The organism is Micromonospora coxensis, from assembly GCF_900090295.1.
Lineage (GTDB): Bacteria > Actinomycetota > Actinomycetes > Mycobacteriales > Micromonosporaceae > Micromonospora > Micromonospora coxensis.
The window spans coordinates 5,370,417-5,396,427 of record NZ_LT607753.1; the positions used below are offsets into that span (position 1 = coordinate 5,370,417).

The 26,011-nt window shown below is 73.4% G+C and carries 20 protein-coding genes; 11 read left to right on the forward strand and 9 right to left on the reverse strand.

Features of this window, described 5'->3' with window-relative positions; all coding sequences use genetic code 11:
- The first annotated feature begins 60 nt into the window (after nucleotides 1-60).
- The 5 genes from GA0070614_RS24495 to GA0070614_RS24515 all read left to right on the forward strand — a co-directional run bounded on the left by GA0070614_RS24495 (nucleotide 61) and on the right by GA0070614_RS24515 (nucleotide 5,110).
- Entirely contained in the window at nucleotides 61-1,551 is a 1,491-nt protein-coding gene (locus tag GA0070614_RS24495; protein ID WP_088978160.1) for a phosphatase PAP2 family protein, read from the forward strand.
- A 10-nt stretch (nucleotides 1,552-1,561) separates the two neighbouring features.
- On the forward strand, nucleotides 1,562-2,365 hold the full coding sequence (locus GA0070614_RS24500) for an endonuclease/exonuclease/phosphatase family protein (RefSeq protein ID WP_088978161.1): 804 nt from the start codon (nucleotides 1,562-1,564) through the stop codon (nucleotides 2,363-2,365).
- Nucleotides 2,366-2,588: 223 nt separating this feature from the next.
- On the forward strand, nucleotides 2,589-3,455 hold the full coding sequence (locus GA0070614_RS24505) for a hypothetical protein (protein ID WP_088978162.1): 867 nt from the start codon (nucleotides 2,589-2,591) through the stop codon (nucleotides 3,453-3,455).
- Between the two features lie 36 nt (nucleotides 3,456-3,491).
- Nucleotides 3,492-4,016, forward strand: coding sequence for a SigE family RNA polymerase sigma factor (locus GA0070614_RS24510; RefSeq protein WP_088978163.1), 525 nt, complete (start codon nucleotides 3,492-3,494; stop codon nucleotides 4,014-4,016).
- Nucleotides 4,013-5,110: a hypothetical protein gene (locus GA0070614_RS24515; protein ID WP_088978164.1), complete on the forward strand. Its 1,098-nt coding sequence runs from the start codon at nucleotides 4,013-4,015 to the stop codon at nucleotides 5,108-5,110. The genes GA0070614_RS24510 and GA0070614_RS24515 overlap by 4 nt, the downstream gene beginning before the upstream one ends.
- A 142-nt stretch (nucleotides 5,111-5,252) precedes the next feature.
- Here GA0070614_RS24515 and GA0070614_RS24520 read toward each other — a convergent pair whose 3' ends face one another.
- Both GA0070614_RS24520 and GA0070614_RS24525 read right to left on the reverse strand, forming a co-directional pair.
- Nucleotides 5,253-6,113 (reverse strand): alpha/beta fold hydrolase, encoded by an 861-nt coding sequence (locus tag GA0070614_RS24520; protein ID WP_088978165.1) that lies wholly within the window; start codon nucleotides 6,111-6,113, stop codon nucleotides 5,253-5,255.
- Nucleotides 6,110-7,072, reverse strand: coding sequence for a TIGR03557 family F420-dependent LLM class oxidoreductase (locus GA0070614_RS24525; RefSeq protein ID WP_088978166.1), 963 nt, complete (start codon nucleotides 7,070-7,072; stop codon nucleotides 6,110-6,112). Before GA0070614_RS24525 ends, GA0070614_RS24520 begins: the two co-directional genes overlap by 4 nt.
- 413 nt (nucleotides 7,073-7,485) lie before the next feature.
- Between GA0070614_RS24525 and GA0070614_RS24530 the strand changes: the two genes are divergently transcribed.
- Together GA0070614_RS24530 and GA0070614_RS24535 are read left to right on the forward strand one after the other, a co-directional pair.
- Nucleotides 7,486-8,859 carry a cellulase family glycosylhydrolase gene (locus tag GA0070614_RS24530; RefSeq protein ID WP_088978167.1) on the forward strand — a complete coding sequence of 458 codons (1,374 nt, stop codon included), beginning with the start codon at nucleotides 7,486-7,488 and terminating at the stop codon, nucleotides 8,857-8,859.
- Nucleotides 8,860-9,021: 162 nt separating this feature from the next.
- A complete protein-coding gene (locus tag GA0070614_RS24535; RefSeq protein ID WP_157745076.1) occupies nucleotides 9,022-10,863 on the forward strand; it encodes an FG-GAP and VCBS repeat-containing protein in 1,842 nt (613 codons plus the stop codon).
- A 67-nt stretch (nucleotides 10,864-10,930) separates the two neighbouring features.
- Here the strand turns inward: GA0070614_RS24535 and GA0070614_RS24540 are convergent, their stop codons facing one another.
- From GA0070614_RS24540 to GA0070614_RS24555, 4 genes are read right to left on the reverse strand one after another with little or no spacing between them, the layout of a single operon-like run.
- On the reverse strand, nucleotides 10,931-13,204 hold the full coding sequence (locus GA0070614_RS24540) for an alpha-galactosidase (RefSeq protein ID WP_088978169.1): 2,274 nt from the start codon (nucleotides 13,202-13,204) through the stop codon (nucleotides 10,931-10,933).
- Nucleotides 13,201-14,112 carry a carbohydrate ABC transporter permease gene (locus GA0070614_RS24545; protein WP_088978170.1) on the reverse strand — a complete coding sequence of 304 codons (912 nt, stop codon included), beginning with the start codon at nucleotides 14,110-14,112 and terminating at the stop codon, nucleotides 13,201-13,203. The genes GA0070614_RS24540 and GA0070614_RS24545 overlap by 4 nt, the downstream gene beginning before the upstream one ends.
- A complete protein-coding gene (locus GA0070614_RS24550; protein ID WP_088978171.1) occupies nucleotides 14,109-15,071 on the reverse strand; it encodes a carbohydrate ABC transporter permease in 963 nt (320 codons plus the stop codon). The genes GA0070614_RS24545 and GA0070614_RS24550 overlap by 4 nt, the downstream gene beginning before the upstream one ends.
- A 22-nt stretch (nucleotides 15,072-15,093) precedes the next feature.
- On the reverse strand, nucleotides 15,094-16,425 hold the full coding sequence (locus GA0070614_RS24555; protein WP_088978172.1) for an ABC transporter substrate-binding protein: 1,332 nt from the start codon (nucleotides 16,423-16,425) through the stop codon (nucleotides 15,094-15,096).
- A gap of 282 nt (nucleotides 16,426-16,707) precedes the next feature.
- Here GA0070614_RS24555 and GA0070614_RS24560 point away from each other — a divergent pair, with 282 nt between their 5' ends.
- The 3 genes from GA0070614_RS24560 (at nucleotide 16,708) to GA0070614_RS24570 (ending at nucleotide 20,645) form a co-directional block, all read left to right on the forward strand.
- On the forward strand, nucleotides 16,708-18,759 hold the full coding sequence (locus GA0070614_RS24560) for a beta-galactosidase (RefSeq protein WP_088978173.1): 2,052 nt from the start codon (nucleotides 16,708-16,710) through the stop codon (nucleotides 18,757-18,759).
- A gap of 40 nt (nucleotides 18,760-18,799) precedes the next feature.
- Complete coding sequence (locus tag GA0070614_RS24565; RefSeq protein WP_088978174.1) at nucleotides 18,800-19,576, forward strand: DeoR/GlpR family DNA-binding transcription regulator; 777 nt, start codon at nucleotides 18,800-18,802, stop codon at nucleotides 19,574-19,576.
- A 109-nt stretch (nucleotides 19,577-19,685) separates the two neighbouring features.
- Nucleotides 19,686-20,645 carry a sporulation protein gene (locus GA0070614_RS24570; protein WP_088978175.1) on the forward strand — a complete coding sequence of 320 codons (960 nt, stop codon included), beginning with the start codon at nucleotides 19,686-19,688 and terminating at the stop codon, nucleotides 20,643-20,645.
- 64 nt (nucleotides 20,646-20,709) lie between these two features.
- Here the strand turns inward: GA0070614_RS24570 and GA0070614_RS24575 are convergent, their stop codons facing one another.
- The gene (locus GA0070614_RS24575; protein ID WP_088978176.1) at nucleotides 20,710-21,090 is read right to left on the reverse strand and encodes a hypothetical protein; all 381 of its coding nucleotides are present in this window, start codon (nucleotides 21,088-21,090) and stop codon (nucleotides 20,710-20,712) included.
- A 367-nt stretch (nucleotides 21,091-21,457) separates the two neighbouring features.
- On the opposite strand from GA0070614_RS24575, the gene GA0070614_RS24580 reads away from it, so the two are divergent.
- The gene (locus tag GA0070614_RS24580; protein WP_088979639.1) at nucleotides 21,458-21,865 is read left to right on the forward strand and encodes a hypothetical protein; all 408 of its coding nucleotides are present in this window, start codon (nucleotides 21,458-21,460) and stop codon (nucleotides 21,863-21,865) included.
- A 175-nt stretch (nucleotides 21,866-22,040) separates the two neighbouring features.
- Here the strand turns inward: GA0070614_RS24580 and GA0070614_RS24585 are convergent, their stop codons facing one another.
- Together GA0070614_RS24585 and GA0070614_RS24590 are read right to left on the reverse strand one after the other, a co-directional pair.
- Entirely contained in the window at nucleotides 22,041-24,263 is a 2,223-nt protein-coding gene (locus GA0070614_RS24585) for a HelD family protein (protein ID WP_172892626.1), read from the reverse strand.
- Nucleotides 24,264-24,495: 232 nt separating this feature from the next.
- A complete protein-coding gene (locus tag GA0070614_RS24590; protein WP_088978178.1) occupies nucleotides 24,496-26,007 on the reverse strand; it encodes a tetratricopeptide repeat protein in 1,512 nt (503 codons plus the stop codon).
- Nucleotides 26,008-26,011: the final 4 nt, after the last annotated feature.

Genomic DNA, 26,011 nt, shown 5'->3' on the forward strand with positions numbered 1-26,011 from the left:
GAGTGTACGCGGAACGCCGATCGGGTACAGCGCCTCGCCAGAGGCGAGAGGGAGGCTGCCGTGAGCGCGGTCAAAGAGGTGTTGCGACGACCCCTTGGTCATTTCACCGAGCGGACGCTCGCCGGTCTGGCGTTGGTGCTCGGCGCCGGAGTCGGATTCGGTCTGCTGCTCGTGCTGGTCCGGGTCCGGTGGACCCCGCTCTACGACGTCGACCACGGCGTCGCCGCCTGGCTCAACGACCTGGTCGCCCCGCACGGGCCGCTGGTCACGGTGCTCAACGCGCTCACCGACCTGGGCGGCCGGGCGGTGATCATCTGGCTGGTGTCGGTCGCCGTGATCGGCCTGCTGATCCGCCGGCAGGGCCGCCTCGCGGTCTTCCTGATCGTCACCGGCCTCGGCGCGCTGATCCTCGACCCGGCGCTCAAGACCCTGGTCGACCGGCTGCGCCCCGAGGTGGAGGTGCCGATCGGCGCGTACGCCGGCAACAGCTTCCCGAGTGGGCACGCCCTGGGCTCCTTCGTCGCGTACGGGGCGCTGCTGCTGGTCTTCCTGCCGGCGATGTCCCGTCGCTGGCGCAAGCCGGCCATCGCCCTGGTCGCCACGCTGGTGGTCCTGATCGGACTGACCCGCATCGCGCTGGGCGTGCACTTCGTCTCCGACGTGCTGGGGGCCTGGCTGCTCGGCGCGGCCTGGCTCGGCGTCACCGCATACGCGTTCCGGCTGTGGCGGCTGGAGCGCGGCCGGCGGGTGCCGTCGCTGACCGAGGGGCTGGAGCCGGAGGCGGCGCACGAGGTGGCGCCCGCCCCCGACGAGGCGCACCTGCTGCCGCACCCCCGCGCCGCCGTCTTCGAGCTGCTGGTCGGCTGGGTGCTGGTGCTGGGGGCGCTGTACGGCTTCGGCATGTTCGTCAGCTACCACGCCGGCGGCACCTTCTTCGCCACCCTCGACACCGACGTGCCGCGCTGGTTCGCCGAGCACCGCACCCCCGGCCGGGACGACTTCAGCTACTGGTGGAGCAAGGCCGGCGACACCCACGCCATCCTGCTCATCTCGCTGGTCTTCTGCCCGCTGGTGCTCGCGGTGTGGCGGCGCTGGCGTCCGGTGCTCTTCGTGGCGCTGGCCATGTTCGGCGAGTTGAGCCTCTTCCTCGCCTCTGCCGCGGCGGTGGACCGGCCGCGCCCGCCGGTCGGCAACCTCGACGGACCGATGCCGACCTCGTCGTTCCCGTCCGGGCACATCGCCGCCACGATCTGCGTCTGGCTCGCCGTCACGCTGATCGTCTTCCCGCGTACCGACCGGTGGTGGCGGTGGATCTTCGTGGCGCTCGCGGTGATCATGCCGGTCGGGGTGGCGGTCTCCCGGATGTACCGGGGCATGCACCACCCGACCGACTTCATGGGCGCGATCCTGCTCAGCGCCCTCTGGATCGGGCTGCTCTACTGGGTGGTCCGCCCCAACGAGGACCTGCGCGAGGGCAACCGGCCGGCCATCGAGTCGGAGCAGGTCGGCGAGCTGGACGACGAGCTGGCCAAGGCCGGCCGGGTGGACTGACGGGTCGACCGTGCTGCGGGTGATGACCTGGAACATCAGGACCGGCGGTCGGGACCGGGGCGGTCCCGACCGGCTGGGCCTGGTGACCGGCGTGATCGCCGCCGAGCGTCCGGACCTGCTGGCGTTGCAGGAGCTGCGCGACTTCGACCGGGGCGGGCTGCTCGCCGACGTCGCGGGCCGGGTGGGGATGCGTCCCCACCTGGCCCGCTCCTGCTTCGGGCAGCCCGTCGCCGTGCTGGTCCGCCCACCGCTGCGGGTACGCCGTGCCGGCCCGGTGCGCCGCCCCTTCCACCACGCCGCCGCCCGCGTCGTCGTGGACACCTCGGCCGGGCCGCTGACCGTGTTCAGCGCCCACCTGAGCCCGTACTCCGGCGGCCGGCGGCGGATGGAGGCCGACTGGCTCGCGGCGGCCGTCCGGCGTGCCGCCGGGGAGCTGACGCTGCTCGCCGGTGACCTCAACACCCTCGACCCGACCGTCGACCACACCGCCCGGCTGGCCGGGCTGCCGGCCCTCTACCGCCGCCGGCACCTGCGCCGCGACGGCCGTACCGTCGACACCCGCGCGGTGTCCCGGCTGCTGGCGGCCGGCCTGGTCGACCTCTGGCCGCTGCGGGCCGAGGACGACGCCGACGGGCTGACCGTGCCGACCCGGCACGGCGGGGCCGAGTTCGCCGGGATGCGGCTGGACTACCTGCTCGCCGGCGCGCGGCTCGCCGCCTGCGCCCGGCGGGTGCGGGTGGTGCGGGGCGGGGACGCCGACCACGCCTCCGACCACTACCCGGTCGTCGCGGAGCTGGAGCTGGAGCCGGCCTGACCGGTCGTCGCCGACCACCGCCAGGGCTCACCGTGCATCCACGGCGCCGGCCCACCGTCGCCGATCGCGCTTTCGCGCCGCTGGTCACCACGTCGATCGTGTCACTGCGGCGTCTGCCCGCCGGCGTCGCGACCCGAGCCAAGGCTGCCCCCCGAACCGTGCAACCGATCCCGCCCCGGCGGCATCTCTACGGTGACAGGACCGGCAACCCGGGGAGGGGCCGATGCGGGCGAGGCGGAACCAGGAGTTCGATCCGGCACGGCGATCGTTCCGGGTGAGCTGGTTGCCGGAAGGGCTGATCGACCGGACGTGGTCGGGTGGGCGGGACGCGCACAGCCTGGTCGCCGTCGCGCCGCCGCGTCGGTCGCCCGGTCCGGTGCGAGGGACGGCGGTGGGCGAACCGATGGTCGGCAGGCCGGTGGTCACCGTACGGCTCGGCACCGGTGCCGAGGAGGTGTCGATCCGGTGGCGGGCCCGCCGGCCGGCTCGGGTGCACGGCCTGCCGGCCGTTCTGCGGTCCAGTGCGGACGGCCGGCACAGCGCGCTCTGCTGGGAGCACGTCCCCGGCGTCGGGGTGAGGGTCATGGCCACCGGGCTGCCCGCCGCCGACGTCGCGCTGCTCCGGGTCGCCGAAGGGCTGGTGTGGACGGACGAGCCGGTCCGGGTGCCGCTCCGACCCGTCCCGCCACCGCTGGACGCGCCGCTGCACCGCACGCTGATCGAGCGACGCGACGGGCGGTGGCACCGGGTCCTGTTCAGCCACCGCGTCCCCGGCTCGGCGCTGCCGTACGAGGACCTGACCGTCGGAGTGGTCCGGGACGACGGCCCGCCGGGCGCGGACACCACCACGGTCGCCGGCCGGGTGGCCCGAGCGGCGAGCGGGCTCGGGGCGTTCCGGGTGGGCGGTGCGGGGTGGGGCGTCGCCGCCGAGGTCGTGGCCGTCACCTTCCGGGGGCTGGCCGCGCTGGGCGGCCCCGACGGGGCGTTGGCCCTCGCCGCCGCCGTCCGGCTGGTCGACGACCACGAGGACGAGTCCGGCTGGTCGTCGGTACGCGGTGTGCAACCGTTCCCGCCGCGCACGCATCCGTAGGGTGAGGGCGCCGGCAGCCGGAACGGGGAGTGGTCGATGCATGCCGCGGATCGGCAGGAGTACGTCGAGTTCGTCACGGCGGTGACCCCGAAGCTGCGGCGGACGGCGTACCTGCTGACCGGTGACGCGCACCGCGCCGACGACGTGGTGCAGCAGACCCTGACCCGGCTGTACGTGAAGTGGGGCCGTGCGCGGGGCGCCGACGACGTCGGGGCGTACGTGCACCGGATGCTGGTCAACGCGTTCCGGCAGGAGCGCCGCTCCCGCTGGTTCGGCGTGCAGCTGTTCGACCGGGCGCCGGAGCCCACACCCCGCGGTGGGCCACCGCCGGGCCCCGGTGAATCCGTGGTGGACGCGGTGGCGGTGCGCGCCGCGCTGGCGGAGGTGCCGCCGGGCCAGCGGGTGGTGCTGGTGCTGCGGTTCTACGCCGATCTGAGCGTCGAGCAGACCGCAGAAGTGCTCGGCTGTTCGACCGGCAACGTCAAGAGCCAGACCGCGCGCGGGCTGGCCGCGCTGCGCCGACGGTTGCCGCTGGACGACGTGACGGAGGTGAACAGGTGAGCGGGCACGAGGAACGGCTGGTCCGTACCCTGCTGGCCCGGGCGGTCGAGGACCTGCCGCCCGGCAACGTGCCGGCGGAGACGCCGCTGGTCGCGGGTGAGCGGGTCGTCCGGCGTCGCCGGCTCGCCGCGGCGTCCGTCGCGGCGGTCACGGTCGTGGCGCTGCTCGGCCTTTCCGCCCTGCTGGGGGTACGTTCGGCGACCACCCCGGCCGACGGGGAGGGCATGCCGACGGCGCGCGACTTCACTCCGGCGCGGCGGCTCTTCCGCCTGGACTGGCTGCCGGAAGGGCTGTCCGACCGGACGTACTCCGCGCAGCACGGGCGGCACTGGCTGACCGCCCTCGCAACCGACGGAGGTGACCGGCGAGGGATCACTCGGGTGAGCCGGGGGGTGAGCGTCCAGGTCGGTGCTCCTGGCGTGGACCTTTTCCAGGACCCGCAGTTGCAGACGGTGCCCAGCGGACCGCCGTCGGCCGAGGCCCTGTCGTCGCTTGTCGCACCCGGCTCTCCGGTGGCGGACGTGCGAGGCGCCCCGGCCTACCTGGACCTCAGTGGCGACGCGGCGCGGTTGTCCTGGCGGTACGCCCCCGGTGGCTGGGCGACCATCACGTCGTCGAAGTTGCCACAGCCGGCCGAGAACCTGCGGCGCATCGCCGAGGGGCTGGTGTGGGACGTACGGCCGTTCACCGCGCCCTTCCTGCCTGTGTCGCCGCCGGCCGGTGCGGAGATCGATCGTGCCGTGGTCGCCTGGTGGGAAGGTCGGTGGGAGGCGGTGCAGGTGGGTTACCGGGCTCGCGGCTCGTCCACCCGGCACGAGGACCTGACGGTCGGGGTGCTGCGGGACACCGTCGGGGACACGGGACGTACCACGGTGGACGGGCGGCCCGCCTGGGTGGCCGCGGCGGCCGGCGACATCGGTGCGTACCGGGTGGGTCAGGTGCCGGGAGTGTGCTCGACCTGCACGGCGCAGGTCACGGCGCTGACCCGTGCCGGCGGTGCCGCGCTGGGCGGGCGGGACGGCGCACTGGCACTGGCCGCCCGGGTTCGCCTGGTCGACGCCCCCGACGACGAAGCCGCCTGGCGGCCATTGTGACGCGGACCTGAGGAACGGTCAGAGCACGAGGTTGAGCAGGACGGTCAGCACCACCGAGGCGAGGACCGAGAAGAGGATCATCAGGAGGCAGCCGAGGCCACCACCGGCGGGCCGGATCTCCGTGTTGCCGATGCGCATGGGGTCACCTTGTCAGGGTCGGGGCGAGCAGGGTGCGGATCACGGCGGCCACCTCGCGGGGCGCGGTGGTCGCGACGTTGTGCGCGGCGCCGGGCACGACCAGCGGGCGGGCGTGGGGGACCAGCCGGGCCACCTGGGAGCGCCAGGCCGGCGGTACGACGGGGTCGCGGGACCCGGTCACCACGAGGGTCGGCGCGGTGACCCGGAGCAGGTCCTCCTCGACGGCGTTGCGGACCGAGTGGGCGAGGGTGGCGTACACCCGCCAGGGGCGGGCGTCCCACACGTCGCGCAGCAGGATCGGCGCCTGCAACGGCGCCTCCCGTACGGTGTCGACCAGCCAGCGGCCGACCAGCCCGCGGCGGGACCGGGCGGCCGGGTCGCTGGTCGGGCCGGCGAGCACCAGGGCGCGTACCGCCTCGGGCCGGCGGGCGGCCAGCGCGGCGGCGACCTCCGCGCCGAACGAGTGGCCGACCAGGCAGACCGGCGGCAGCCGGTACGCGGCCAGCCAGGACGCCAGGAACGCGGCGTGCTGCCGGGCGTCGTACGCCCGACCGGGCCGCTCGGTCAGCCCGAAGCCGGGCAGGTCCGGCACGTACACCGGATGGGTGGCCGACAGCGCGACGGCCAGCGGGGTGAGGTAGCGGTGCGAGACGGCCAGCCCGTGCACCAGCACCACCGGGGCGGCCTCACCACCCGGGTCGGCCGTCCGGCGGGTGTGCACGCGCAGCCCGTCGACCAGCCGCCACTCGCTGGTCAGGCCGGCGGCGGGCCGGGGCGCGGCCAGCGCGAGCCGCAGCTCGGCGGGCCCGAAGCGCCCCGGCGGGCTGGGCCGGCTCGCGGCTCGTCCCGGCGCGACCGCCCTCACAGGTCGCGCAGTCGGGGCAGCAGCTCCTCCTGCGCCCAGTCCAGGAACATCGGCTGGCTGTCGCCGCCCACCTGCACGATCGCCACGTGGGTGAAGCCCGCGTCGACGAACTTCTTGAACGCCTCGACGTGGGTGTCCACGTCCGGGCCGCAGGAGATGCCCTCGGCGACGTCCTCCTCGCGCACGTACTGGGTGGCGGCGGCGAACGCCTCCGGAGCGGGCAGGTCGGCGTTGACCTTCCAGCCCATCCCGAACCAGCGGAACTGGTCGTGCACGATCTTGCGGCACTCGGCCTCGTCGGGGCCGTAGCAGATGGCGACCTGGCCGTAGCGGGGCTGGCCCACGCCACCGGCGTCGTCGTAGAGCTGGATGATCCGGGGGTCGGGCTCGGTGGCGACGATGCCGTCGGCGTACTCGGCGGCGAGCGCGGCCGACGACGGCCCGGACGCGGCGACGGCCATCGGCACGGGCCGCTCGGGCCGGTCCCAGACGTACGCCTCCGGCACGTCGTAGTGGTTGCCCGAGAAGCTGAGCGTCTCGCCGTTGAGCAGCGGCCGGATGATCTGCAACGCCTCCTCGAACATCTCGTGCCGCTGCTGCACGTGCGGCCACGCGCCGACGACGTGCTCGTTGAGGTTCTCCCCGGCGCCCAGGCCGAGGGTGAACCGGCCGTCGGAGAGCGCCCCGACGGTGCTGGCCTTCTGGGCGACGACGGCCGGGTGGTAGCGGCGGATCGGGCAGGTCACGAAGGACATCAGCTCGGCCCGGCTGGTGGCGTGCGCGACCGCGCCGAGCACCGACCAGGCGTACGGGGAGTGCCCCTGCGAGTCCAGCCACGGGTAGTAGTGATCGGAGATCACCAGCTGGTCGAAGCCGGCCGCCTCCGCCCGTACCGCGTAGTCGACCAGCTGTTTCGGACCGGCCTGCTCGCACATCAGGGTGTAGCCGACGTTGACCATGCTGGTTGTCTCCTTCCGCCCGGCGATCGTCAACGGATACCCCGGGCGGCGGTGGCCAACCCTGCTGTCCGGTTCCCGCGTCCGGCCGCGCCGACGGTGGCGCGCCGGTGTCGATCCTTGACGCGGGGTCGGGCCCGGTCTAGGGTCCGGCTTAACCGGTTCAGACCGGCGGCGTCACATCCTGTGGTGGGGATGACCGCCCCTGTGGCGGCCCACGGTCGGCGTGGGCCGCCACAGGACATCTCGCGTGAACAGGTCGTTAACTTAACCGGTTGCTTTCCTCGACCCATCGTCCTACGCTGATCCCTGCGCGACCGGGGAGTCGAGCGGCGGCTGCCGGGCTACAGCCGTCCGCCACCGTCACCACCACTCACCCCACCAGGGCACGGGGTCGACACTTCCTGAGGAAAACCATGAGAAAGCGACTCTGGGTCGCCGGCGTTGCCCTGCTCACCGCCCTCGCGGCCGTCTTCGCCTTCGGCCAGCCGGCGCACGCCGCGGCCGGGTTCACCGTCTCCGGCGGCAAGCTCTACGACGCCAACGGGACCGAGTTCGTCATGCGCGGCGTCAACCACGCGCACACCTGGTACCCGCAGCAGACCAGCTCCTTCGCCAACATCAAGGCCCTCGGCGCGAACACCGTCCGGGTGGTGCTGGCCAGCGGCGACCGCTGGACGAAGAACAGCGCCGCCGACGTCGGCAACGTGATCTCCCTGTGCAAGGCCAACCGGCTGATCTGCGTGCTGGAGGTGCACGACACCACCGGCTACGGCGAGCAGAGCGGCGCGATCACCCTGGACCGCGCGGTCGACTACTGGCTCAGCATCGCCAGCGCCCTGCAGGGCCAGGAGAAGTACGTCATCGTCAACATCGGCAACGAGCCGTACGGCAACCAGGGCTACGGCACCTGGGCCACCGACACCGCCAACGCGATCAAGCGGCTGCGCGCCAACGGCATCTCCCACACGATCATGGTGGACGCGCCCAACTGGGGCCAGGACTGGTCCTTCACCATGCGCGACAACGCCGCCTCGGTGTTCAACGCCGACCCGCAGAAGAACACCGTCTTCTCGATCCACATGTACGGCGTCTTCGACACCGCCGCCGAGGTCAGCGACTACCTGGGCCGGTTCCGCAGCGCCGGGCTGCCCATCGTGGTCGGCGAGTTCGGCCACAACCACTCCGACGGCAACCCCGACGAGGACGCCATCCTGTCGTACAGCCAGGCCAACGGGATCGGCTACCTGGGCTGGTCGTGGAGCGGCAACGGCGGCGGCGTCGAGTACCTCGACATGGCCGTCAACTTCGACCCGAACAATCTGAGCAGCTGGGGCCAGCGGATCTTCAACGGCCCGAACGGGATCAAGCAGACCGCCCGGGAGGCGTCGGTCTACGGCGGCACCCCGCCGACCAGCCCCGCCCCCACCTCGCCCGCGCCGACCAGCCCGGCGCCCACCTCGCCCGCGCCGACCACGCCGCCGCCCGGCGGTGGCTGCACGGCCACCTACACCATCGTCAACTCGTGGCAGGGCGGCTTCCAGGGTGAGGTCAAGGTGACCGCCGGCAGTTCCGCCATCACCGGCTGGACGACGAGGTGGACCTTCGCCAACGGCCAGACGGTCAGCCAGTCCTGGAACGCCACGGTCAGCGGCAGCGGGTCGTCGTACACCGCCCGCAACGTCGACTACAACGGCCGGCTCGGCGCCGGCGCCAGCACCAGCTTCGGCTTCATCGGCAGCTGGAACGGCACCAACTCCGTCCCCGCGGTGACCTGCGCCGCGAGCTGAGCACCCCGACGGTGGCCGGGTCCGCGCGGACCCGGCCACCACCTTTTCCGGGTACGGCCACCACCCGACCCGGATCCGTCGGTCGGGTACGCCGGCGCAGGGGCCACCGACAGCCCGGGCAGCGTGGCATCATGTCGCCGGACACCGGGTGGAGGAGGGGCCGTGCGTGCGTATCGATGGGTGGGCACCGCGGTGGTCCTGACCGGACTGATCGGGGCCGGCACGGTGGCGAGTTCGCCCGTCTCCGAGCCCACCGTCCCCGCGTCCTACCTCGACCTGGTGGTCCCCGGCGCCGGTCCGTCCGCTCGTCCCGGCGACGGGCGTCTCCCGACCGCCGGGCCGAGCGCCCGCCAGGTCTCCACCCCGGGCGCGACCGGCCGGGGCGTCACGACGACCGGCCCCGTGGCCCCCGTGGCCCCCGTGCCCACGACGCGCGCCCGGTCGCTGCGCGAGCCGCTGCGACCTCGCCCGGCGACCCCCGTGCCCAGCCGGACCCGGACCATGGGCGCGCTCAACGAACTGCGCAGCGACTTCAACGGTGACGGCTGGCCGGACCTCGCCGTGGCGGAGCTGCGCAGGGTGGTGGACGGCATGCAGTCCGGGGCGGTGCACGTGCTTCCCGGCGTGGCCCAGGGCGGGTTCACCACCGTCGGCAGCCAGTACTTCGACCACACGACGCCCGGCATGCCCGGCGACGCCGGCTCGCCCGACCCGCACCGCGAGATCAACGACTTCGGCTACACGCTCGCGTCCGGCGACTTCGACCACGACGGCTTCGCCGACCTCGCGATCGGCGGCGTGCACGACCGGATCCGCGTCCTCTACGGTGGCCGGTCCGGGCTCACCACGACCGACGCCCGCATGATCCGGCTCGCGGACGTCGCGCCGGCGGCGGACGTGCCGGGGGAGGGCGTCGCCGGGGAGAACCAGTTCGGCATGGCGTTGACCGTGGGCGACTTCGACGGCGACGGCACCGACGACCTGGTGGTCGGCGCGCCGCGCGCCGGCAGCCCGTGGGTCGGCGGGGTCGCCCTGCTGCGGGGCACCCCCGACGGTCTGGACCCGACCGCCGCCCAGTACGTGCCCGGCAACGCGCCCGGTCTGCCCGTCAGCCCGGAGACCGACGGCTTCGGCCGGGTGCTGGCCGCGGCGGACTTCGACAGCGACGGCCGCGACGACCTCGCGGTCGGCTTCGACCGGGACCGGATCGGCGACGCGTCGTTCGCCGGTTCGGTGGTCGTCCTGCCCGGCACCGCCGACGGTCTCGGGATCACCGGCGCCCGGACGTTCCACCAGGACACCGAGGGCATGCCCGACGTGGCCGAGTACGGCGACAGCTTCGGCTTCGCCCTCGCCGCGGGCGACCTCACCGGTGACGGCTACGCGGACCTGGTGGTGAACGCGCAGACCGAGGGCCGTCGCGACGCTCCGACCCGGGGGTCCTCCCTCACCGTCCTGCGAGGCTCGTTCGACGGCCTGACCGTCGAGGGTGTCCAGTACTGGACGCAGCAGAGTCCGGGCGTCCCGGGCAGCGACGACCCGGCGGCGTTCTTCGGCACGGAGCTGGCGTTCGGCGACTTCGACCGGGACGGCCGGGGCGACCTCGCGGTCGGGAGCCCGCAGGAGACCGTGGGCGGGGTCGCCGGGGCGGGCGCGATCACGATCTTCCGGGGCAGCTCCCAGGGGCTCACCGTCACCGGGCTGCGCCGGCTGGACCGGACCGCACCCGGCATGCCGGCGGGCGTGCACCGGCCCTGGGCCTACCTGGGCGAGGAGTTGCACACCGTGCGCCGGCCGGACGGCACCGCCGGTCTGGTCGTGGGCGTGGGCAGCGCGTGGGTCGGGGACCTGCAACGCGCGGGGGTGGTGCTGGTCGTGCCGAGCACGCCGGCGACCGCCGACCTGCCCGGCGGCGTCACCACGGAGGGCCTGCGGGCCTTCTCGGGGGCCGACCTGCCGACGGGCCCCGAGGCGTTCTCCGACTTCGCTTCCGAGGTCGGCTGACCGGAGCGCCGGCCTGACGGTGGCGGGTGGCCGCCGGCCCGTGCGTCGCCGCACGGGCCGGGGCCCGTCAGTCGACCGCGACGGCCTCCAGCAGCAGGGCCTGTTCCGGGTGCAGGGCCGGCAGTTGCAGCCCCACCGAGGAGAGCACCGCCCCGGCGAGCGTCACGCCCGCCGGCAGCCAGCCCGGCTCGGCCAGTTGGAGCACCGCCGGCTCCGGCGCGTCCTCGGGCAGGCGCACGGCGTACCGGCGGGACGGGTCGAGCCCGGGCAGCCGGACCGCCCCGGGGACCTGCGCGGCGGAGGTGGCCAGCCGGGACACGGCGTACACCGCGTGGGAGCGGTCGTGGGCGACGACGCCGTGTGCCTGCACGGCCGGATCCGGGTGGTCGACCCGGACCACCCGGCCGGCGTGCAGCAGCGGCCGGAGCCGCTTGTGCAGCGCCACCCAGGCGGCCAGCTCGGCCCGGTCGGCGGCGCTGATCGACCCGATGTCCCACTCGATGCCGTGGTGGCCGAAGAGCGCGGTGACCGCGCGGAAGCCCAGGTCGTGCACCCGGTGGGTGGTGTGCGAGCGCTCCGGTCCGATGTGGGTGCCGACCAGCTCCGGCGGGAGCAGCAACCCGGTCCAGCGCTGGATCGACAGCCGCTCCAGGGCGTCGTTGCAGTCGCTGGCCCAGACCCGGTCGGTGCGGCGCAGGATCTCCAGGTCGACCCGGGCCCCGCCGGAGGAGCAGCTCTCGATCTCCACGCCCGGGTGCCGGCGGCGCAGCTCGTCCAGCAGCCGGTACACGGCGACCGTCTGCGCGTGCACGCCGGGCCGGCCGGCATGCCCCGCCTCGGTGAGGTCCCGGTTGTGGTCCCACTTCAGGTACGCGATCCCCGGGTGTCCGGCCAGCAGCGCGTCGAGGCGGTCGAGCACGTGCGCGTACGCCTGCGGGTGGGCCAGGTCGAGCACCTGCTGGTGCCGCCACGGCGGCGGCAGCCGCCCGGGGGCCTGGAGCACCCAGTCCGGGTGGGCGCGGAACAGGTCCGAGTCGGGGTTGACCATCTCCGGTTCGACCCAGAGCCCGAACTGCATCCCGTGCCCACGCACGTGGTCGATCAGCGGTCGCAGCCCGTCCGGCCAGACCTCGTCGTCGACGTGCCAGTCGCCGAGCCCGGCCCGGTCGTGCCGCCGGCCGCGGAACCAGCCGTCGTCGAGCACGAACCGTTCCACTCCCACTTCGGCGGCCCGGTCGGCCAGGGCCGTCAGCCGGTCCAGGTCGTGGTCGAAGTAGACCGCCTCCCAGACGTTGAGGGTGACCGGCCGGGGTGTGCGGGGGTGTCCGGGGCGGGCCCGCAGGTGGGTGTGGAGCACGTCGCTGAGCCCGTCCAGCCCGGCGGTCGAGTGCACCGCGTGGAGCAGGGGAGTGGCGTACTCCTCGCCGGGGGCGAGCACGATCTCGCCGGGGGTGAGCAGCTCGCCGCCGCCCAGGGTGGACTCCCCGGTCGGGCGGCGCTCGGCGACGGTCACGTGGTCGCCGCTCCACGCGGTGTGCACCGCCCACAGCTCGCCGTGGCCGAAGCCGAAGCCGGCGGTGCCCGCCACCAGCAGCAGCGTCGCGTCGTGTCCGGTCCGCCCGTGCCGGCCCTCGCGGACCCAGGCGCCCATCGGCCACGGGTGCCGCTGCGGCGCGCGTTCGCGGCACCAGCGGCCGGTCAGGTCGAGCAGTTCGGTGGCCACCGCCGGCACCGGCAGCACCGGGGTCAGCTCGCGCAGCTCGTAGGGGTGCTCGCCGGCGTTGCGCAGCCGGTGCCGCAGCGTCAGCAGGCCCGCCGGGTCCAGCGTGATCTCGACGGTCAGGGTCAGCCCGGCGGCCGGGTCCGACGCCCGCACCGTCACCCGCGCCGCGCCGGGCCCGCCCCGGGCGCCGTCGGCATCGGATACGACCACCGCGTCACCGCCGGTGGCCGGGCGGCCCGACGCCGGGGCGGCCGACCCACCGTCACCCGGGCCTGTGGCGTCCACGCCCGACGCCTCGACCGGCGCCGGCGTGTCGTCGTCGACCACGTCGATCCCGTCGAGGCGGAAGGCGGTGGACCAGTCCCGCCCGTCGCGGTGCCCGGCCAGTCCGGGCCGGCCGCTCCAGCCGGCGCTCGCCTCGGGCAGCAGCGACAGCACGGTCGGCGCGTCGAAGCTGCTCGGCACCACCGGCGGGACGGTCGCCGCGACCAGGGCGGGCAGGTCGTCGGCGGGCAGCGGCCCCAGGTCGGCGCCCCAGTGCACGACCCGGGGCAGGCCCTCGCCGCGCGCGTCGAGCACCAGGCTGGTCCGCGCGCGGCGCAGGTGGACGATCGTCATCCCTTGGACGCTCCCAGGGTCAGGCCCCGGACGAACTGCTTCTGCAGCAGGAAGAAGATCACCAGGGTGGGGATCGCGACCAGCACCGAGCCGGCCGAGACGAGGTTGTTGTCGGTGAAGAACTCGCCGCGCAGGTTGTTCAGCGAGCTGGTCACCGGGAACTTGTCGCCGGTGCGCATCAGCACGGTGGCCCAGAAGAACTCGTTGTAGATCCAGGTCACCTCCAGGGTGGCCAGCGCCGCCAGGGCCGGCCGGCACAGCGGCATGGTGACCTGCCAGTACTGCCGCCAGATGCTCGCCCCGTCGACCATCGCCGCCTCGTACAGGTCGCGGGGCAGCGCCTTCATGTAGTTGCTCAGCACGAAGACGCAGAAGCCGCACTGGAAGGCCACGTTGACCAGGATCAGCCCCCAGTAGCTGTCGTAGAGCAGCTCCGAGTCGCTCATGAACGCCGGCAGCGGCACCTCGGTGAAGATCCGGAACAGCGGGATCAGCAGCGCCTGCTGGGGCAGCAGGTTCGCCGCGGTGAAGAGGCCGAGCAGGACGATGTTGAGCTTCCAGCTGAACCGGGCGATCACGAACGCCACGCAGGAGGCGAGGAAGAGGGTGAGCAGCACCGCCGGGACGGTGATGTACACCGAGTTGAGGAAGTGCTGGCCGAACTCCGCGGTCTGCCAGGCGGTCACGTAGTTGTCGAACGTCCAGCCGCCGAGCGAGACGTACCCGTTGGCGGCGGTGTAGTCGTACGACCGCAGCGAGGTGAGCACCGCCCAGACGATCGGGAAGAGCCAGCCGAGCGCCATCGCGCCGAGGAACACGTGCAGCACCACCCGGGCCGGGCGCAGCGGCGCACGGCGGGGGGCCGGCGTGCCGGCCGCCGGCTCGCGGGTCACGGTCGCGGCGCTCATCGCCGGTCCTCCCTCATGACGACGGCCAGGTAGACGGTGATGAAGATCAGCGAGATGGCCAACATGATGGTCGCCAGGGCCGATCCGAAGCCGATCCGGCTGGCCTCACCGACCACGTTCGAGGTGACCAGGGCGGAGATCAGCTCCAACCCGTTGCGTCCCTTGTTGATCACCCAGACCAGGTCGAACGCCCGCAGCGACTCGATCACCGTCACCACCAGCACGATGATGTTGATGGGCCGCATCACCGGGAAGACCACCCGGAAGAACGTGCTGGTCTCCGAGGCGCCGTCGACCGAGGCGGCCTCCCGCAGCGACGGGTCGACCCCCTTCAGCCCGGCCAGGTAGAGCAGCATGATGTAGCCGACGTGCCGCCAGCCGGCGGCGAAGAGCACCGCCCAGATGTTCACGTCCGGGTCGCCGTACCAGTCGGTCTGGGTGCCCAGGACGGCGTTGAGCAGGCCCTGGTCGCGGGAGTAGATCAGCTGCCAGACGAAGCCGATCAGCGCCAGCGAGAGCACCACCGGCAGGTAGAGCGCGGTCTGGTAGAAGCGGCTGCCCCGGATCTCCTTGTCGAGCAGGACGGCCAGGAACATGCCGATCGGGGTGGCGACCACGAAGAGCGCCGCCAGCCACAGCAGGTTGTTCTGGATCGCCGGCACGAAGGGCGGGTAGATGTTGACCACGTCGGAGTAGTTGCGGCCGCCCACCCACTCGATCTCGCTCAGCGGGCCGATGCCGTCCCAGTTGGTGCCGGACAGCGCCACGGTGGCCAGTGCCGGCAGCCAGACCAGGCCGACCACCAGCAGCAGTGGTACGAGCACCATCAGCGTGATCACCACGCGGTCGGTGCGGGACAGGAGCCGTAGCCGGCGGCCGCGACCACCACCCGTGGAGGTGGTGGTCGCAGCCGGCGACGGCACGGCGCGATCCGCTTGGATCAGGGGCAGGTCGGACACGGCGGTCCTCCCCCTCTCGCCGTCAGCTGGTGAAGATCGACTTCTTCTGGTTCTCGATGCTGTTGACCAGCCCGTCGACGTCGTTCGGGTTCTTGATGAACTGCTGGAGCGCCGGGATGATCACAGTGGAGGCGAAGTCCGGGCGGGTGTCCCGGTCCAGGAACTGGGCGATCTCGGTGGCCGAGCCGACCAGTTCGGCGGCCTTCTTCTGCAGCGCGGTGTAGCCGCTGGTGTCGGCCTGGCTGTTGGCGACCAGGGTGGCCGGGTCGATCTTCACGCCGATCTCCGCGGCCTCCTTCGACCCGACGAACTCCAGCAGCTTCTTGGCGTTCGCCTCGGACTTCGGCTTGCGGGCCATCATGTACCCGTCGATCGGGGCGTCCAGGGCCTTCGCCCCGATCGCCGGGTCGATCTCCGGGAAGGTGAAGAAGTCCAGGTCGTCCTGCTCGTCGTTGCTGAACTGCTGGGCGACGAAGAGGCCGAGCAGGTACATGCCGGACTTCTTCTGCTGCAGCGACTGTGCGGCCTCCTGCCAGGTCCGGCCCAGGCTGTCGGGCTGGTGCAGCGGCAGCAGCCCCCGCCAGGTGTCGAAGACCTTCTTCACCTTGTCGGAGGTCCAGGACTCCTTGCCGGCCATCAGGTCCACGTGGAACTGGTAACCGTTGACCCGCAGGTTGAGGATGTCGAAGGTACCCATCGCCGGCCAGCCGTCCTTGTCGGCGAAGGCGATCGGGCTGAGGCCGTCCTTCTTCATCTGCGCGCCGAGGGCGTTGAACTGGTCCAGTGTGGTCGGCACCTCGTAGCCGTACTGCTTCCACACCGACTTGCGGTAGAAGACCGCCCACGGGTAGTAGGAGGACGGCACGAAGTACTGCTTGCCGTCGTCGCCCGTGGACGCCTTCTTGAAGGCGTCCGAGAGGCCGGACAGCTTGCCCCACACGTCGCTGACGTCGCCCGCGAGACCCTTGGCGGCGAAGAACCGCATCCGGTAGCCGGCGAACCACATGAACACGTCGTCCGGCTTGCCCTGCAGGTAGTTGTTGATGTTCTCCTGGTACGTGTTGTGGTCGACCGTGTTGATCTTCGCCTCGATGCCGGACGAGGTCTTGAACCCGTCCATGATCTTGGCGATGACGTTCTTCGGCGTCGGGTCGGACTGGTTGGAGCCGAGCGAGACGGTCTTCGACTCCGAGCCGCCCGACTCGGAGTCGGAGCCGCAGCCGGCCAGCAGGCCGGTGCCGAGCAGCGCGCCCGCGCCGGCCGTGCCGGCGAGCAGGCGACGGCGCCCGATGCCGGCGACGGACGGCGGAACGAGTCGGGCCAGGTACTCGGCCTCGGTACGGGGACGGGACATGGTGCCTCCTGCGGATGAAGAGGTGCTGCGCCCAAGGGTCGTCAGAGGTGGCGGGGGGCCGGTGGTCGCGAATGCCAACACGGATCTCACCGAGATCCAACATTGCCAAACACAAAGTGCCGGTTGGCGGTTGAAGCTACCCGCCCCCGCCGCCGTGTCAAGAGGGCAGGTCAGGATTGATACCGACGCTCCACAAATTTCGCCGGCGGCTGGGCGTCAAAATTCCTGGCTGACGTTCGAACGTGTTGACTTTGGTGCAGGTGGAGGGCACGCTCTGCTCTCATGCGACAGCAGGGCACCTGGCAGGGCGACGGCATCTTCTACGGCGCGGACTACAACCCCGAGCAGTGGCCCGAGGAAGTGTGGGCCGAGGACGTGGCGCTGATGCGCCGGGCCGGCGTGGACCTGGTCTCGGTCGGGATCTTCTCCTGGGCGTTGCTCGAACCGGCCCCCGGCCGGTACGAGTTCGGCTGGCTGGACCGCGCCCTCGACGTCCTGCACGACGGCGGCGTCCACGTCGACCTGGCCACCGCCACCGCCAGCCCGCCGCCGTGGCTGGCCCACCGGCACCCCGAGACGCTGCCCCGCACCGCCGACGGGACGGTGCTGTGGCCCGGCGGCCGGCAGGCGTACTGCCCCAGCTCGCCGGTCTTCCGGGAGCGCTCGCTCGCCCTGGTCGAGGCGGTCGCCGACCGGTACGCCGCCCACCCCGCCGTGGTGATGTGGCACGTCTCCAACGAACTGGGCTGCCACAACGTGCACTGCTACTGCGACGTCAGCGCCCAGGCGTTCCGCGGCTGGCTGCGCGAGCGCTACGGCGACCTGGACCGGCTCAACGACGCCTGGGGCACCACGTTCTGGAGCCAGCGGTACCACGACTGGGACGAGATCAACCCGCCGCGCACCGCGCCGACCTTCGCCAACCCGACGCAGCAGCTGGACTTCCTGCGCTTCTCCTCCGACGAGCAGCGCGCCCAGCTGCGCGCCGAGCGGGACGTGCTGAAGCGGCGGGTCCACCAGCCGGTCACCACGAACTTCATGATCGGCACCGGGATCAAGTACATGGACTACCACTCCTGGGCCGCCGACGTGGACGTGGTCTCCAACGACCACTACCTGACCGCCGCCGACCCGCAGTCGCACCTCGGGCTGGCGCTGGCCGCCGACCACACCCGAGGCGTCGCCGGCGGCGACCCGTGGCTGCTCATGGAGCACTCCACCAGCGCGGTGAACTGGCAGCCCCGCAACGTCGCCAAGACCCCCGGCCAGCTGCGCCGCAACAGCCTCGCCCACGTCGCGCGCGGCGCCGACGGAGTGCTCTTCTTCCAGTGGCGGGCCTCCCGGGCCGGGGCGGAGAAGTTCCACTCCGCACTGGTGCCGCACGCCGGCCCGGACACCAAGGTCTTCCGCGAGGTCTGCCGGCTCGGCGCCGACCTGAAGGCCCTCGCCGAGGTGCGGGGCAGCCGGGTCGAGTCCGAGGTGGCGATCCTGTTCGACTGGGAGGCCTGGTGGGGCGTCGAGCTGGACTCGCACCCCAGCGTCGACGTCACCTACGCCGACCGGGTCGAGGCGCTGTACCGCGCGCTGTGGCGGGCCGGCGTCACCACCGACGTCGTGCACCCGTCGACCGACCTCAGCGGCTACAAGCTGGTCCTGGCGCCCACCCTCTACCTGGTGCGCGACGCCGACGCCGCGGCCCTGCACCGGTACGTCGAGGCCGGCGGCACGGCGCTGGTGACGTACTTCAGCGGGATCGTGGACGAGCACGACCACATCCGGCTCGGCGGGTACCCGGGGGCGTTCCGTGAGCTGCTGGGCATCCGGACCGAGGAGTTCTTCCCGCTGCGCCAGGGTGAGACGGTACGTCTCGACGACGGCGCCACCGCCGACGTCTGGACGGAGTGGCTGCACCCGGAGGGTGCCGAGGTGCTCGCCTCGTACGTCGACGGGCCGCTGCCCGGCGTGCCGGCCCTGACCCGGCACCGGGTCGGCGCGGGCGCGGCCTGGTACGTCGGCACCCGGCTGGACGAGGCGGCCACCGACCGGCTGGTGTCCCGGCTGCTCGCCGAGTCCGGGGCACGTCCCCCGGTGGCCGGGGCGCCGTCCGGGGTGGAGGTGGTGCGCCGCCGGGCCGGGGACCGCTCCTGGCTCTTCGTGGTCAACCACACCGACGCGGAGGTCCGCCTCGACGTCACCGGCGCCGAGCTGCTCACCGGAGCGTCGTGCGCCGGCGAGCTGCGGGTGCCGGCCGGCGAGGTGGCCGTCGTCCGGGAGGAGCGGGCCGTCGTGGGAGCGATCCCGGCGACTGGGCCGCGCCCGTCCACGGCGGCCTGAGCTGCGTACTGTTCCCTCGTCCGCCCGGTTAGGAGGTTCGATGCTCGCCCAGCAACGGCAGAGCGCCATCCTGGAGCTGATCCGGCAGCGCGGCGGCGTGCGCGTCAGCCACCTGGTCAGCCGGTTCGGGGTCTCCGACATGACGATCCGGCGGGACCTGGAGGTGCTGGCCGAGCGGGGGCTGGTCGACAAGGTGCACGGCGGCGCCACCCTCGTCGGCCCCGGCTCCGCCGAGGAGCCCGGCTTCGCGGCCAAGTCGATCCGCCAGCAGGCGGAGAAGCGGGCCATCGTGGAACGGGCCGCGGATCTGGTCGAGCCGGGGATGGCGGTCGCCCTCTCCGCCGGTACGACCACCGCCGCCCTGGCCACCCGGCTCGCCGAGGTCCGGGGCCTGACCGTGGTGACCAACTCGATCCCGGTCGCCGACGCGCTCTACCAGAACCCGCGCGCCGATCAGACGGTCGTGCTGACCGGCGGCATCCGCACCCCGTCGGACGCGCTGACCGGGCCGGTGGCCGAGGCGGCGATCGGCACGCTCAACGTCGACCTGCTCTTCCTCGGCGTGCACGGGATGAGCCCGCGCACCGGCTTCACCACCCCCAACCTGCTGGAGGCGGCGGTCAACCGGCGGCTGATCGGCGCCGCCCGCCGGCTGGTCGTGCTCGCCGACCACACCAAGTGGGAGACCATCGGCATCGCCACCATCGCCCCCCTGGAGGCGGCGGACGTGCTCGTCACCGACAGTCGGCTGCCGGCGGAGGGACGCCGCCAGATCGGCGAGCAGGTCGGTGAGCTGATCGTCGTCGACGTGGACTGACCGGCCCGGCCGCGCCTCCCAGGCAGTTCCCAGCGGGTCCGGCTAGGGTGCCCGGGGAAACCGTGCGTGTTCCACGGTGGAGCACGCCCACCGTGAAACGGGAGTTCCGATGGTCTTCAAGAAGATGCTGAGCGCGTTCGGCGTGGGTGGGCCCAGCGTCGACACGGTCCTGGCCAACCCGAACACCCGCCCGGGTCTGACCCTGGACGGCCAGGTGAACCTGGTCGGCGGGGACGCGGCGGCGCAGATCGAGCAGGTCAGCGTGGCCCTGGTGACCCGGGTCGAGATCGAGGGCGGCGACACCGAGTACGCCGGCATCATGGAGTTCCAGCGCACGGTGGTCAGCGGTGCGCTCCAGCTCGCGCCGAAGCAGCAGCTGTCGATCCCGTTCCAGCTGTCGGTGCCGTGGGAGGCCCCGATCACCGACGTCTACGGCCAGCGCCTGCACGGCATGACGATGGGGCTGCGGACCGAGCTGGCCATCGCCCGGGCGGTCGACAAGAGCGACCTGGACCAGGTCAACATCCACCCGCTGCCGGTGCACGAACGGATCCTGGAGGCGTTCCAGCGGCTCGGCTTCCGGTTCAAGGTCGCCGACCTGGAGCGCGGCCACATCCGTGGCACCCAGCAGACGCTGCCGTTCTACCAGGAGATCGAGTTCTTCGCCGCGCCGCAGTACGCGCAGACCATCACCGAGGTGGAGCTGACCTTCGTGACCACCCCGCACGGCGTCGAGGTGGTCCTGGAGTGCGACAAGCGCGGCGGCTTCCTCAGCGCCGGGCACGACACCTTCGGCCGGTACCAGGTCTCGCACGCCGACGCCGACCGGCTCGACTGGACCCAGGTCGTCGACGGCTGGCTGCGGGAGACCACCTCCCGCTACGGCAGCCTGCGCGCCTCCGGCTTCGGCGCCGGGCACGGCCACGGCCACGGCCACCGGGGGCACGGCATGGGCGGCATGGTCGCCGGCGCGGCGCTCGGGATGGTCGGCGGCATGGTCGCCGGTGAGATGATCGAGGACGCCGTCGAGGGCGACTTCGCCGAGGACTGGGGCGGCGACTTCGAGTGACGCGACGATGGCCCCCGGGACGCATCCCGGGGGCCACCGTTGCTCACTGTGGTGATCTCGTCGGTCAGTGGCGGGCCTTGCGCTCCTCGCCGCTGCGGAAGTTGCTGCCGGCCTTGGCCAGACCCCGGCTGCCCAGGTAGCCGATGGTCAGCAGCGTGATGAAGAACCAGGCCTGCGGGGCGCGGAAGATGTCCACCCCGACCGAGTTCTTGCCGACCAGGTACGACGCCGCCAGCACACCGATCACACCCGCGACGTAGACCCAGAATTCGGTCGTCGCGAACGACGGCTTGGTTTCCGTGCCCGGTGCCTGCATCGCCTGTTCCCGGTGCCCGTCGTGCATCATCGGCATCGGACGGGTCGGCGCCTCGTTCATGGCGGCGCGGTTGGGCATGTCCTGCATCGGCCGGTTGGCGGCCCTGGTGGATGCAGCCTGCGTGCTCATCTGGTCCTCCTCAGGATTTGATGAGTACCTGCACTCCCTCGCCCCGCTACCGCGTATCGGCCACGGCACGGTTCGCGTTCTGTGGCGGGGGCACCCTGGGTCTACCCGAGGGGTCGCGAGAGGTAACACCCACGGCAGCCCGGATAGTTGGCGGATCCCCTGGCCCGGCCATCGCCCCGCGCGGCGTGCGTCTGCCGTGCCCCGCGTGTCGTGCGTCTGCCGCCCCGCACGGCGTGCGTCTGCCGTGCCCCGCGCGCCGTACCCCGGCCGGGGTACGGCCGTCCCACCCCGCCGAGGGGCCGCCGGTTTGGCCCGCCGGACGTCGGGCACGCAGGAAGATCCGCGATATCTCTGCGAGGTGATGGACGTGCGTGACGACGACAGGATGCGGGAGTCCGCCCGCCGTGCCGAGGATCGACTCACCGCCGGTGTGTACGGCGAGGGCGCCCTGGACGAGGTGACGACGCCGCAGACCGATGTGAACCGGGTGATCCAGGACGAGGATCCGGACGACCCGGCCCACGTGCGGGTCGATCCGCAGGTGCTGCGCGACGGTGGCCCCACCCGGGGTCAGGGCGCGATCACCACCACCGGCGGCACCGCCGGCCCGGCCAGCGTGCGCCGGCTGGCCCGGCAGCCCGAGCGGCACCCGGGCGTGGTGGCCCCGACCACCACCGGCGACGCCACGACGGGTGGCATGAGCACCCCGGCCGGCGGCTCCACCAGCGACGCCTCCGCCACCGGCGCCCAGGTCGGCAACTTCACCGAGGACTGACCCGCCACCCTCGCGGGTGGGGCGGTGTCCCTCCGGGACACCGCCCCACCCGCGCGCCCCGGGCTCCCCCCGGCTCCCGCCACGCTCGTCGATCATGAAGTTGTTGTCGCGACACGCCGATGTGGACGACAACAAATTCATGATCAACGGGTGGGGGTGGGGGAGGGAGGAGGGGTTAGCGGGTGGGGCGGAGGATGCCGAGGCGTTGGGTGGCGCGGGTGAGGGCGACGTAGAGGTCGCTGCGGCCGCGCGGGGACTCGGCGACGATGCCGTCCGGGTCGACCACCAGCACGCTGTCGAACTCCAGGCCCTTGGCCTGGTCGACGGTGAGCACCACCACCCGGCTCTCCAGCTCCGGCTGCTCGCCGACGGCCGCCTCGGGCAGCGCGGCCACCACGGCGGCGGCCAGCTCGTCGGCGCGTCCCTGCGGCACGATCACGCCGAGCCGACCGTCGGCCAGCCCGGCGGCCTCCCGCGCCGTCGCCGCGACCAGCTCGTCGGCGAGCGCGCCGGCCGCGACCGCGCGGTCCCACGGCGGTACGCCGGTGGCGCGTACCGAGCGGGGCGGGCGCAGCGCCGGGTCGATCCCGGTGAGCACGTCGGCGGCGACCGCCATGATCTCGGCGGGGGTGCGGTAGCTGACGGTCAGCTCCTCCAGCCGCCAGCGCTGGGCCACGTACGGCTCCAGCGCGTCGGCCCAGGAGGGTGTGCCGGCGAGCGCGCCGGTCTGCGCCACGTCGCCCACGATGGTCATCGACCGGCTCGGGCAGCGGCGCATCAGCAGTCGCCAGGCCATCGGCGACAACTCCTGCGCCTCGTCGACGATGACGTGCCCGAACGCCCAGCTCCGGTCGGCGGCGGCCCGCTGGGCGGTGGTCAGCCGGTCGGCCTCCTCCTGCCGCTCCAGCAGCCGGTCGGCGTCGAGCAGGTCGGTGACGCCGAGGATCTCACCGCCGTCGGCCTCGTCCTCGACGTCGATCGAGCGGGAACCCCGCCAGATCTCCAGCACGCCCTCGGCGTACTCGCGTTGGGAGGCGCGGATCCGCTCGCGGCGCGCGGCGGCGGCCCGCTCGTCCTCGCCGAGCAGTTCGGCGGCCTCGTCCAGCAGCGGCACGTCGGCCGGCGTCCAGCCGCCACCGGGCTCGCGGTGCAGCAGCGCCCGCTCGTCGTCGGTGAGCATCGGCGCCGCGACGGCGATCCGGTCGGTGCAGGCGTACAGGTCGGCGAGCAGGCGCTGCGGGGTGAGCACCGGCCACAGCTCGTCCAGCGCGGCCCGGACCCCGGGCTCCTCGCGCAGCTCCCGGCGGATCTCGGCGCGGTCGGCCTCGGAGAGCAGGTTCTCCCCGCCCAGCGGGTCCGCGCCGATCTGCTCGGCGACCTGGTCGGCGAGGGCGTGCACGATCTCGACGTCGAAGAGCGCGCGGGCCAGGTTGTGCGGGCGGCCGGTGCGCCGGACCCGTTCCCGGGCCTCGCGGACGGTCGCCGGGTCCAGCAGCAGCGTCTCCCGCTCGACCTCGATCTCCAGCGGCTCGTCCGGCACCCACTGCCGGTCGCGTACGGCGGCGGCGAGCACCTCGGTCATCACCGTGCGGCCCTTGAGCGCCGCGGTGCGCGCCGGCTCCGCGCGCCGCGCGCTCACCCCGGGGAAGAGGTCGCCGGGGGTACGCAGCAGCACGCCGGTCTCGGCCAGCGTCGGCAGCACCTGCGAGATGTAGCGCAGGAAGGTGGCGTTCGGGCCGACCAGCAGCACGCCCCGGGTGGAGAGTTCCCGCCGGTGGGTGTAGAGCAGGTACGCCGCCCGGTGCAGCGCCACCGCCGTCTTGCCGGTGCCCGGGCCGCCCTGCACCACCAGCACGCCCGGCAGGTCGGCCCGGATGATCCGGTCCTGCTCGACCTGGATGGTCTCCACGATGTCGCGCATCCGCCCGGTGCGTCCGGCGTTGAGCGCGGCGAGCAGCGACGCCTCGCCGGTCAGCTCCTCGTGGGCGGTGGGGGAGGCGGTGGCGATGTCCAGCACCTCGTCGTTGAGCCCGGTGACCTTGCGCTGGCGGGTCCGCAGGTGCCGCCGGCGTCGCATCCCCTGCGGGTTGGCGGCGGTGGCGAGGTAGAACGGCCGGGCGGCGGGGGCGCGCCAGTCCATCAGCAGCGGGTCGAAGTCGCCGCCGGTGTCGAAGATGCCGATCCGGCCGATGTAGTGCCGGGCGCCGTCGGCGCCGTCGAGTCGGCCGAAGCACAGGCCGTTCTCCACGGCCGAGAACTGCTCGACCTGCTCGGCGTACATCCGCACGGAGCTGTCCCGCTGGGAGCGGGCCTGCAACGTGCCGCCGGTGGTGCGCAGCTGCTCGGTGAGCCGCTGGGCGGCCTGCTCGCGCATGTCGTCGAGCCGGCCGTAGAGCATCGAGACGTACTCCTGCTCGCGGCCGATCTCGTCGTCGTCCGGCTGCTGTCCGGCGGAACCGTCGGAGTGCGTTGACAAGCCGTCTCCTCGTCAATTAAAATCGCTTCAGGAATGGCATTCGACGCCATTCCTTTTTTGTGTCTGAACTGAGAAACATACCGCGCGGCGAGTCGTCCCACCAAGCGTGCCGGGCCCCCGCGCGACCACGTCACACCGGTGCCGGGCGGCGGGGTCAGCGGCGCTTCGTGCAGACCTCGCGGGAGCGGCCCACGCTGTCGGTGGACCAGACCACCGCGACGGTGAAGCAGTAGTCGTTGGTGCGGTCCAGGCCGTACACGACGAAGCTCTCCGTCCCGGCGGGCAGTTCCTGGAAGGCGCGCGGCTGCTGGCCGGCCCGGCCGCCGGAGACGACCACCGGGCCCTCCGCGCCGGCCGGATACCGCCACGACAGGGCGATGTCGCCGCGCCGGTCGTCCAGGGCCACCCGGTCCGGGGGCGTGCCGGGCGCGGCGAGCGCCCCGCTGCTCGGCGACGCCGTGCCGGGGCCGGTGGACGCGACGCCGGTCGGCCCGGTCGGCGGGGCGGCCGGGGGATCGCCGCCGTCGACGCCGGACACCCCGGCGATCACCGCGACGGTGCCGAGCAGCACCACGGCCACCCCGGCCACCACGGCCGGCAGCGCCAGGTTGCGGCGCGGGGGCGGCGCGACGTGCCGCGGCACCACGACCGGCAGCAGCCGGGACGGATCGGCCCGCTGCTCCACCCGGTGCACCCCGTCGGCCTCCTCGGCGTACCCGGCCGGCGCGGACGCGGCCACCGGGTCGTACGCGGGGTCGGGCGTGGGCCACCGGTCGGCGTCCGGGTCGTACGGGTACGCCCCGTCGACGTCCTCGGTGGGCAGGCGCTGGCCGGGCACCGTCGGCGGGTACGTCTCGTCGCTCGCGGCCGGCCCGACCGGCCAGGACGGCGGTTCGGGCGGCCCCTCGTCCGGTGGGGCGGTACGCGCCGCGGGCACCACCGGCGTCTGGGGCTCCGGTGGCGGCTCGTCGTCGCAGACGTGGTCCGGGTCGGCGGCGGAGCGGGCCAGCGTGGCGACCTGGCGGGCCAACGGGTCCTCGGCGTCCAGGTGCTGGCGGGCCAGTTCACGGGCGAGCGCGAGGTTGTCCTGCGCCTCGGTGAACCGGCCGCAGTCGCGCTGCATCGCCCCGAGCCGGGCGAGCATCTTGATGCCGCTGGGGTGCCCGTCGCCGTAGACCTCGCGGTGCAGCTCCCAGGCGTCCTGCAGGCGCTCCCGGGCCTGCGCGCACTGGCCCCGGGCGTACTCGACGGTGGCCAGGTCGGCGTGCGCGGCGAGCACCCGCAGCGACTCGGGGCCGTCGCGGGCGGTCAGCTCCAGGATGACCTCGGAGTAGAGCCGGGCGGCGCGGGCGTCGCTGCCGACCCGGTGCAGCACCGCCGCCAGGGTGGCCGCGGCGGAGACGGTGCGCTCGTCGGAGCGCCCGTGCAGGCGGGCCGCCGCGGCGTACGCGAAGGCCGCCCACCCCCGCGCGGAGTGCGGCTCGCCGAGCGCCACCAGCACCCGGGCCTGGAGGCCGGCCGCGTCGGCCAGTTCGGGCGAGGCGTGGTCGGGGCGCGGGTCGGCGTCGGTCAGCGCGTCGGCGAGCAGCCGCTGGGCGCCGGCCAGGTCACCGGCGGACACCAGCTGGTGCGCCTGGAGGGTCAGTTCACCGAAGCCGGAGGGCACGCCC

What these genes read in the sequence shown, in the direction of transcription:
- GA0070614_RS24505 (WP_088978162.1), top strand. Translation starts at nt 2,589, where the DNA reads ATGCGGGCGAGGCGGAACCAGGAGTTCGATCCGGCACGGCGATCGTTC.
- GA0070614_RS24565 (WP_088978174.1), top strand. Translation starts at nt 18,800, where the DNA reads ATGCTCGCCCAGCAACGGCAGAGCGCCATCCTGGAGCTGATCCGGCAG.
- GA0070614_RS24575 (WP_088978176.1), bottom strand. Translation starts at nt 21,090, where the DNA reads ATGAGCACGCAGGCTGCATCCACCAGGGCCGCCAACCGGCCGATGCAG.
- GA0070614_RS24525 (WP_088978166.1), bottom strand. Translation starts at nt 7,072, where the DNA reads ATGGTCAACGTCGGCTACACCCTGATGTGCGAGCAGGCCGGTCCGAAA.
- GA0070614_RS24545 (WP_088978170.1), bottom strand. Translation starts at nt 14,112, where the DNA reads ATGAGCGCCGCGACCGTGACCCGCGAGCCGGCGGCCGGCACGCCGGCC.
- GA0070614_RS24570 (WP_088978175.1), top strand. Translation starts at nt 19,686, where the DNA reads ATGGTCTTCAAGAAGATGCTGAGCGCGTTCGGCGTGGGTGGGCCCAGC.
- GA0070614_RS24585 (WP_172892626.1), bottom strand. Translation starts at nt 24,263, where the DNA reads ATGCTCTACGGCCGGCTCGACGACATGCGCGAGCAGGCCGCCCAGCGG.
- GA0070614_RS24530 (WP_088978167.1), top strand. Translation starts at nt 7,486, where the DNA reads ATGAGAAAGCGACTCTGGGTCGCCGGCGTTGCCCTGCTCACCGCCCTC.
- GA0070614_RS24540 (WP_088978169.1), bottom strand. Translation starts at nt 13,204, where the DNA reads ATGACGATCGTCCACCTGCGCCGCGCGCGGACCAGCCTGGTGCTCGAC.
- GA0070614_RS24555 (WP_088978172.1), bottom strand. Translation starts at nt 16,425, where the DNA reads ATGTCCCGTCCCCGTACCGAGGCCGAGTACCTGGCCCGACTCGTTCCG.
- GA0070614_RS24510 (WP_088978163.1), top strand. Translation starts at nt 3,492, where the DNA reads ATGCATGCCGCGGATCGGCAGGAGTACGTCGAGTTCGTCACGGCGGTG.
- GA0070614_RS24560 (WP_088978173.1), top strand. Translation starts at nt 16,708, where the DNA reads ATGCGACAGCAGGGCACCTGGCAGGGCGACGGCATCTTCTACGGCGCG.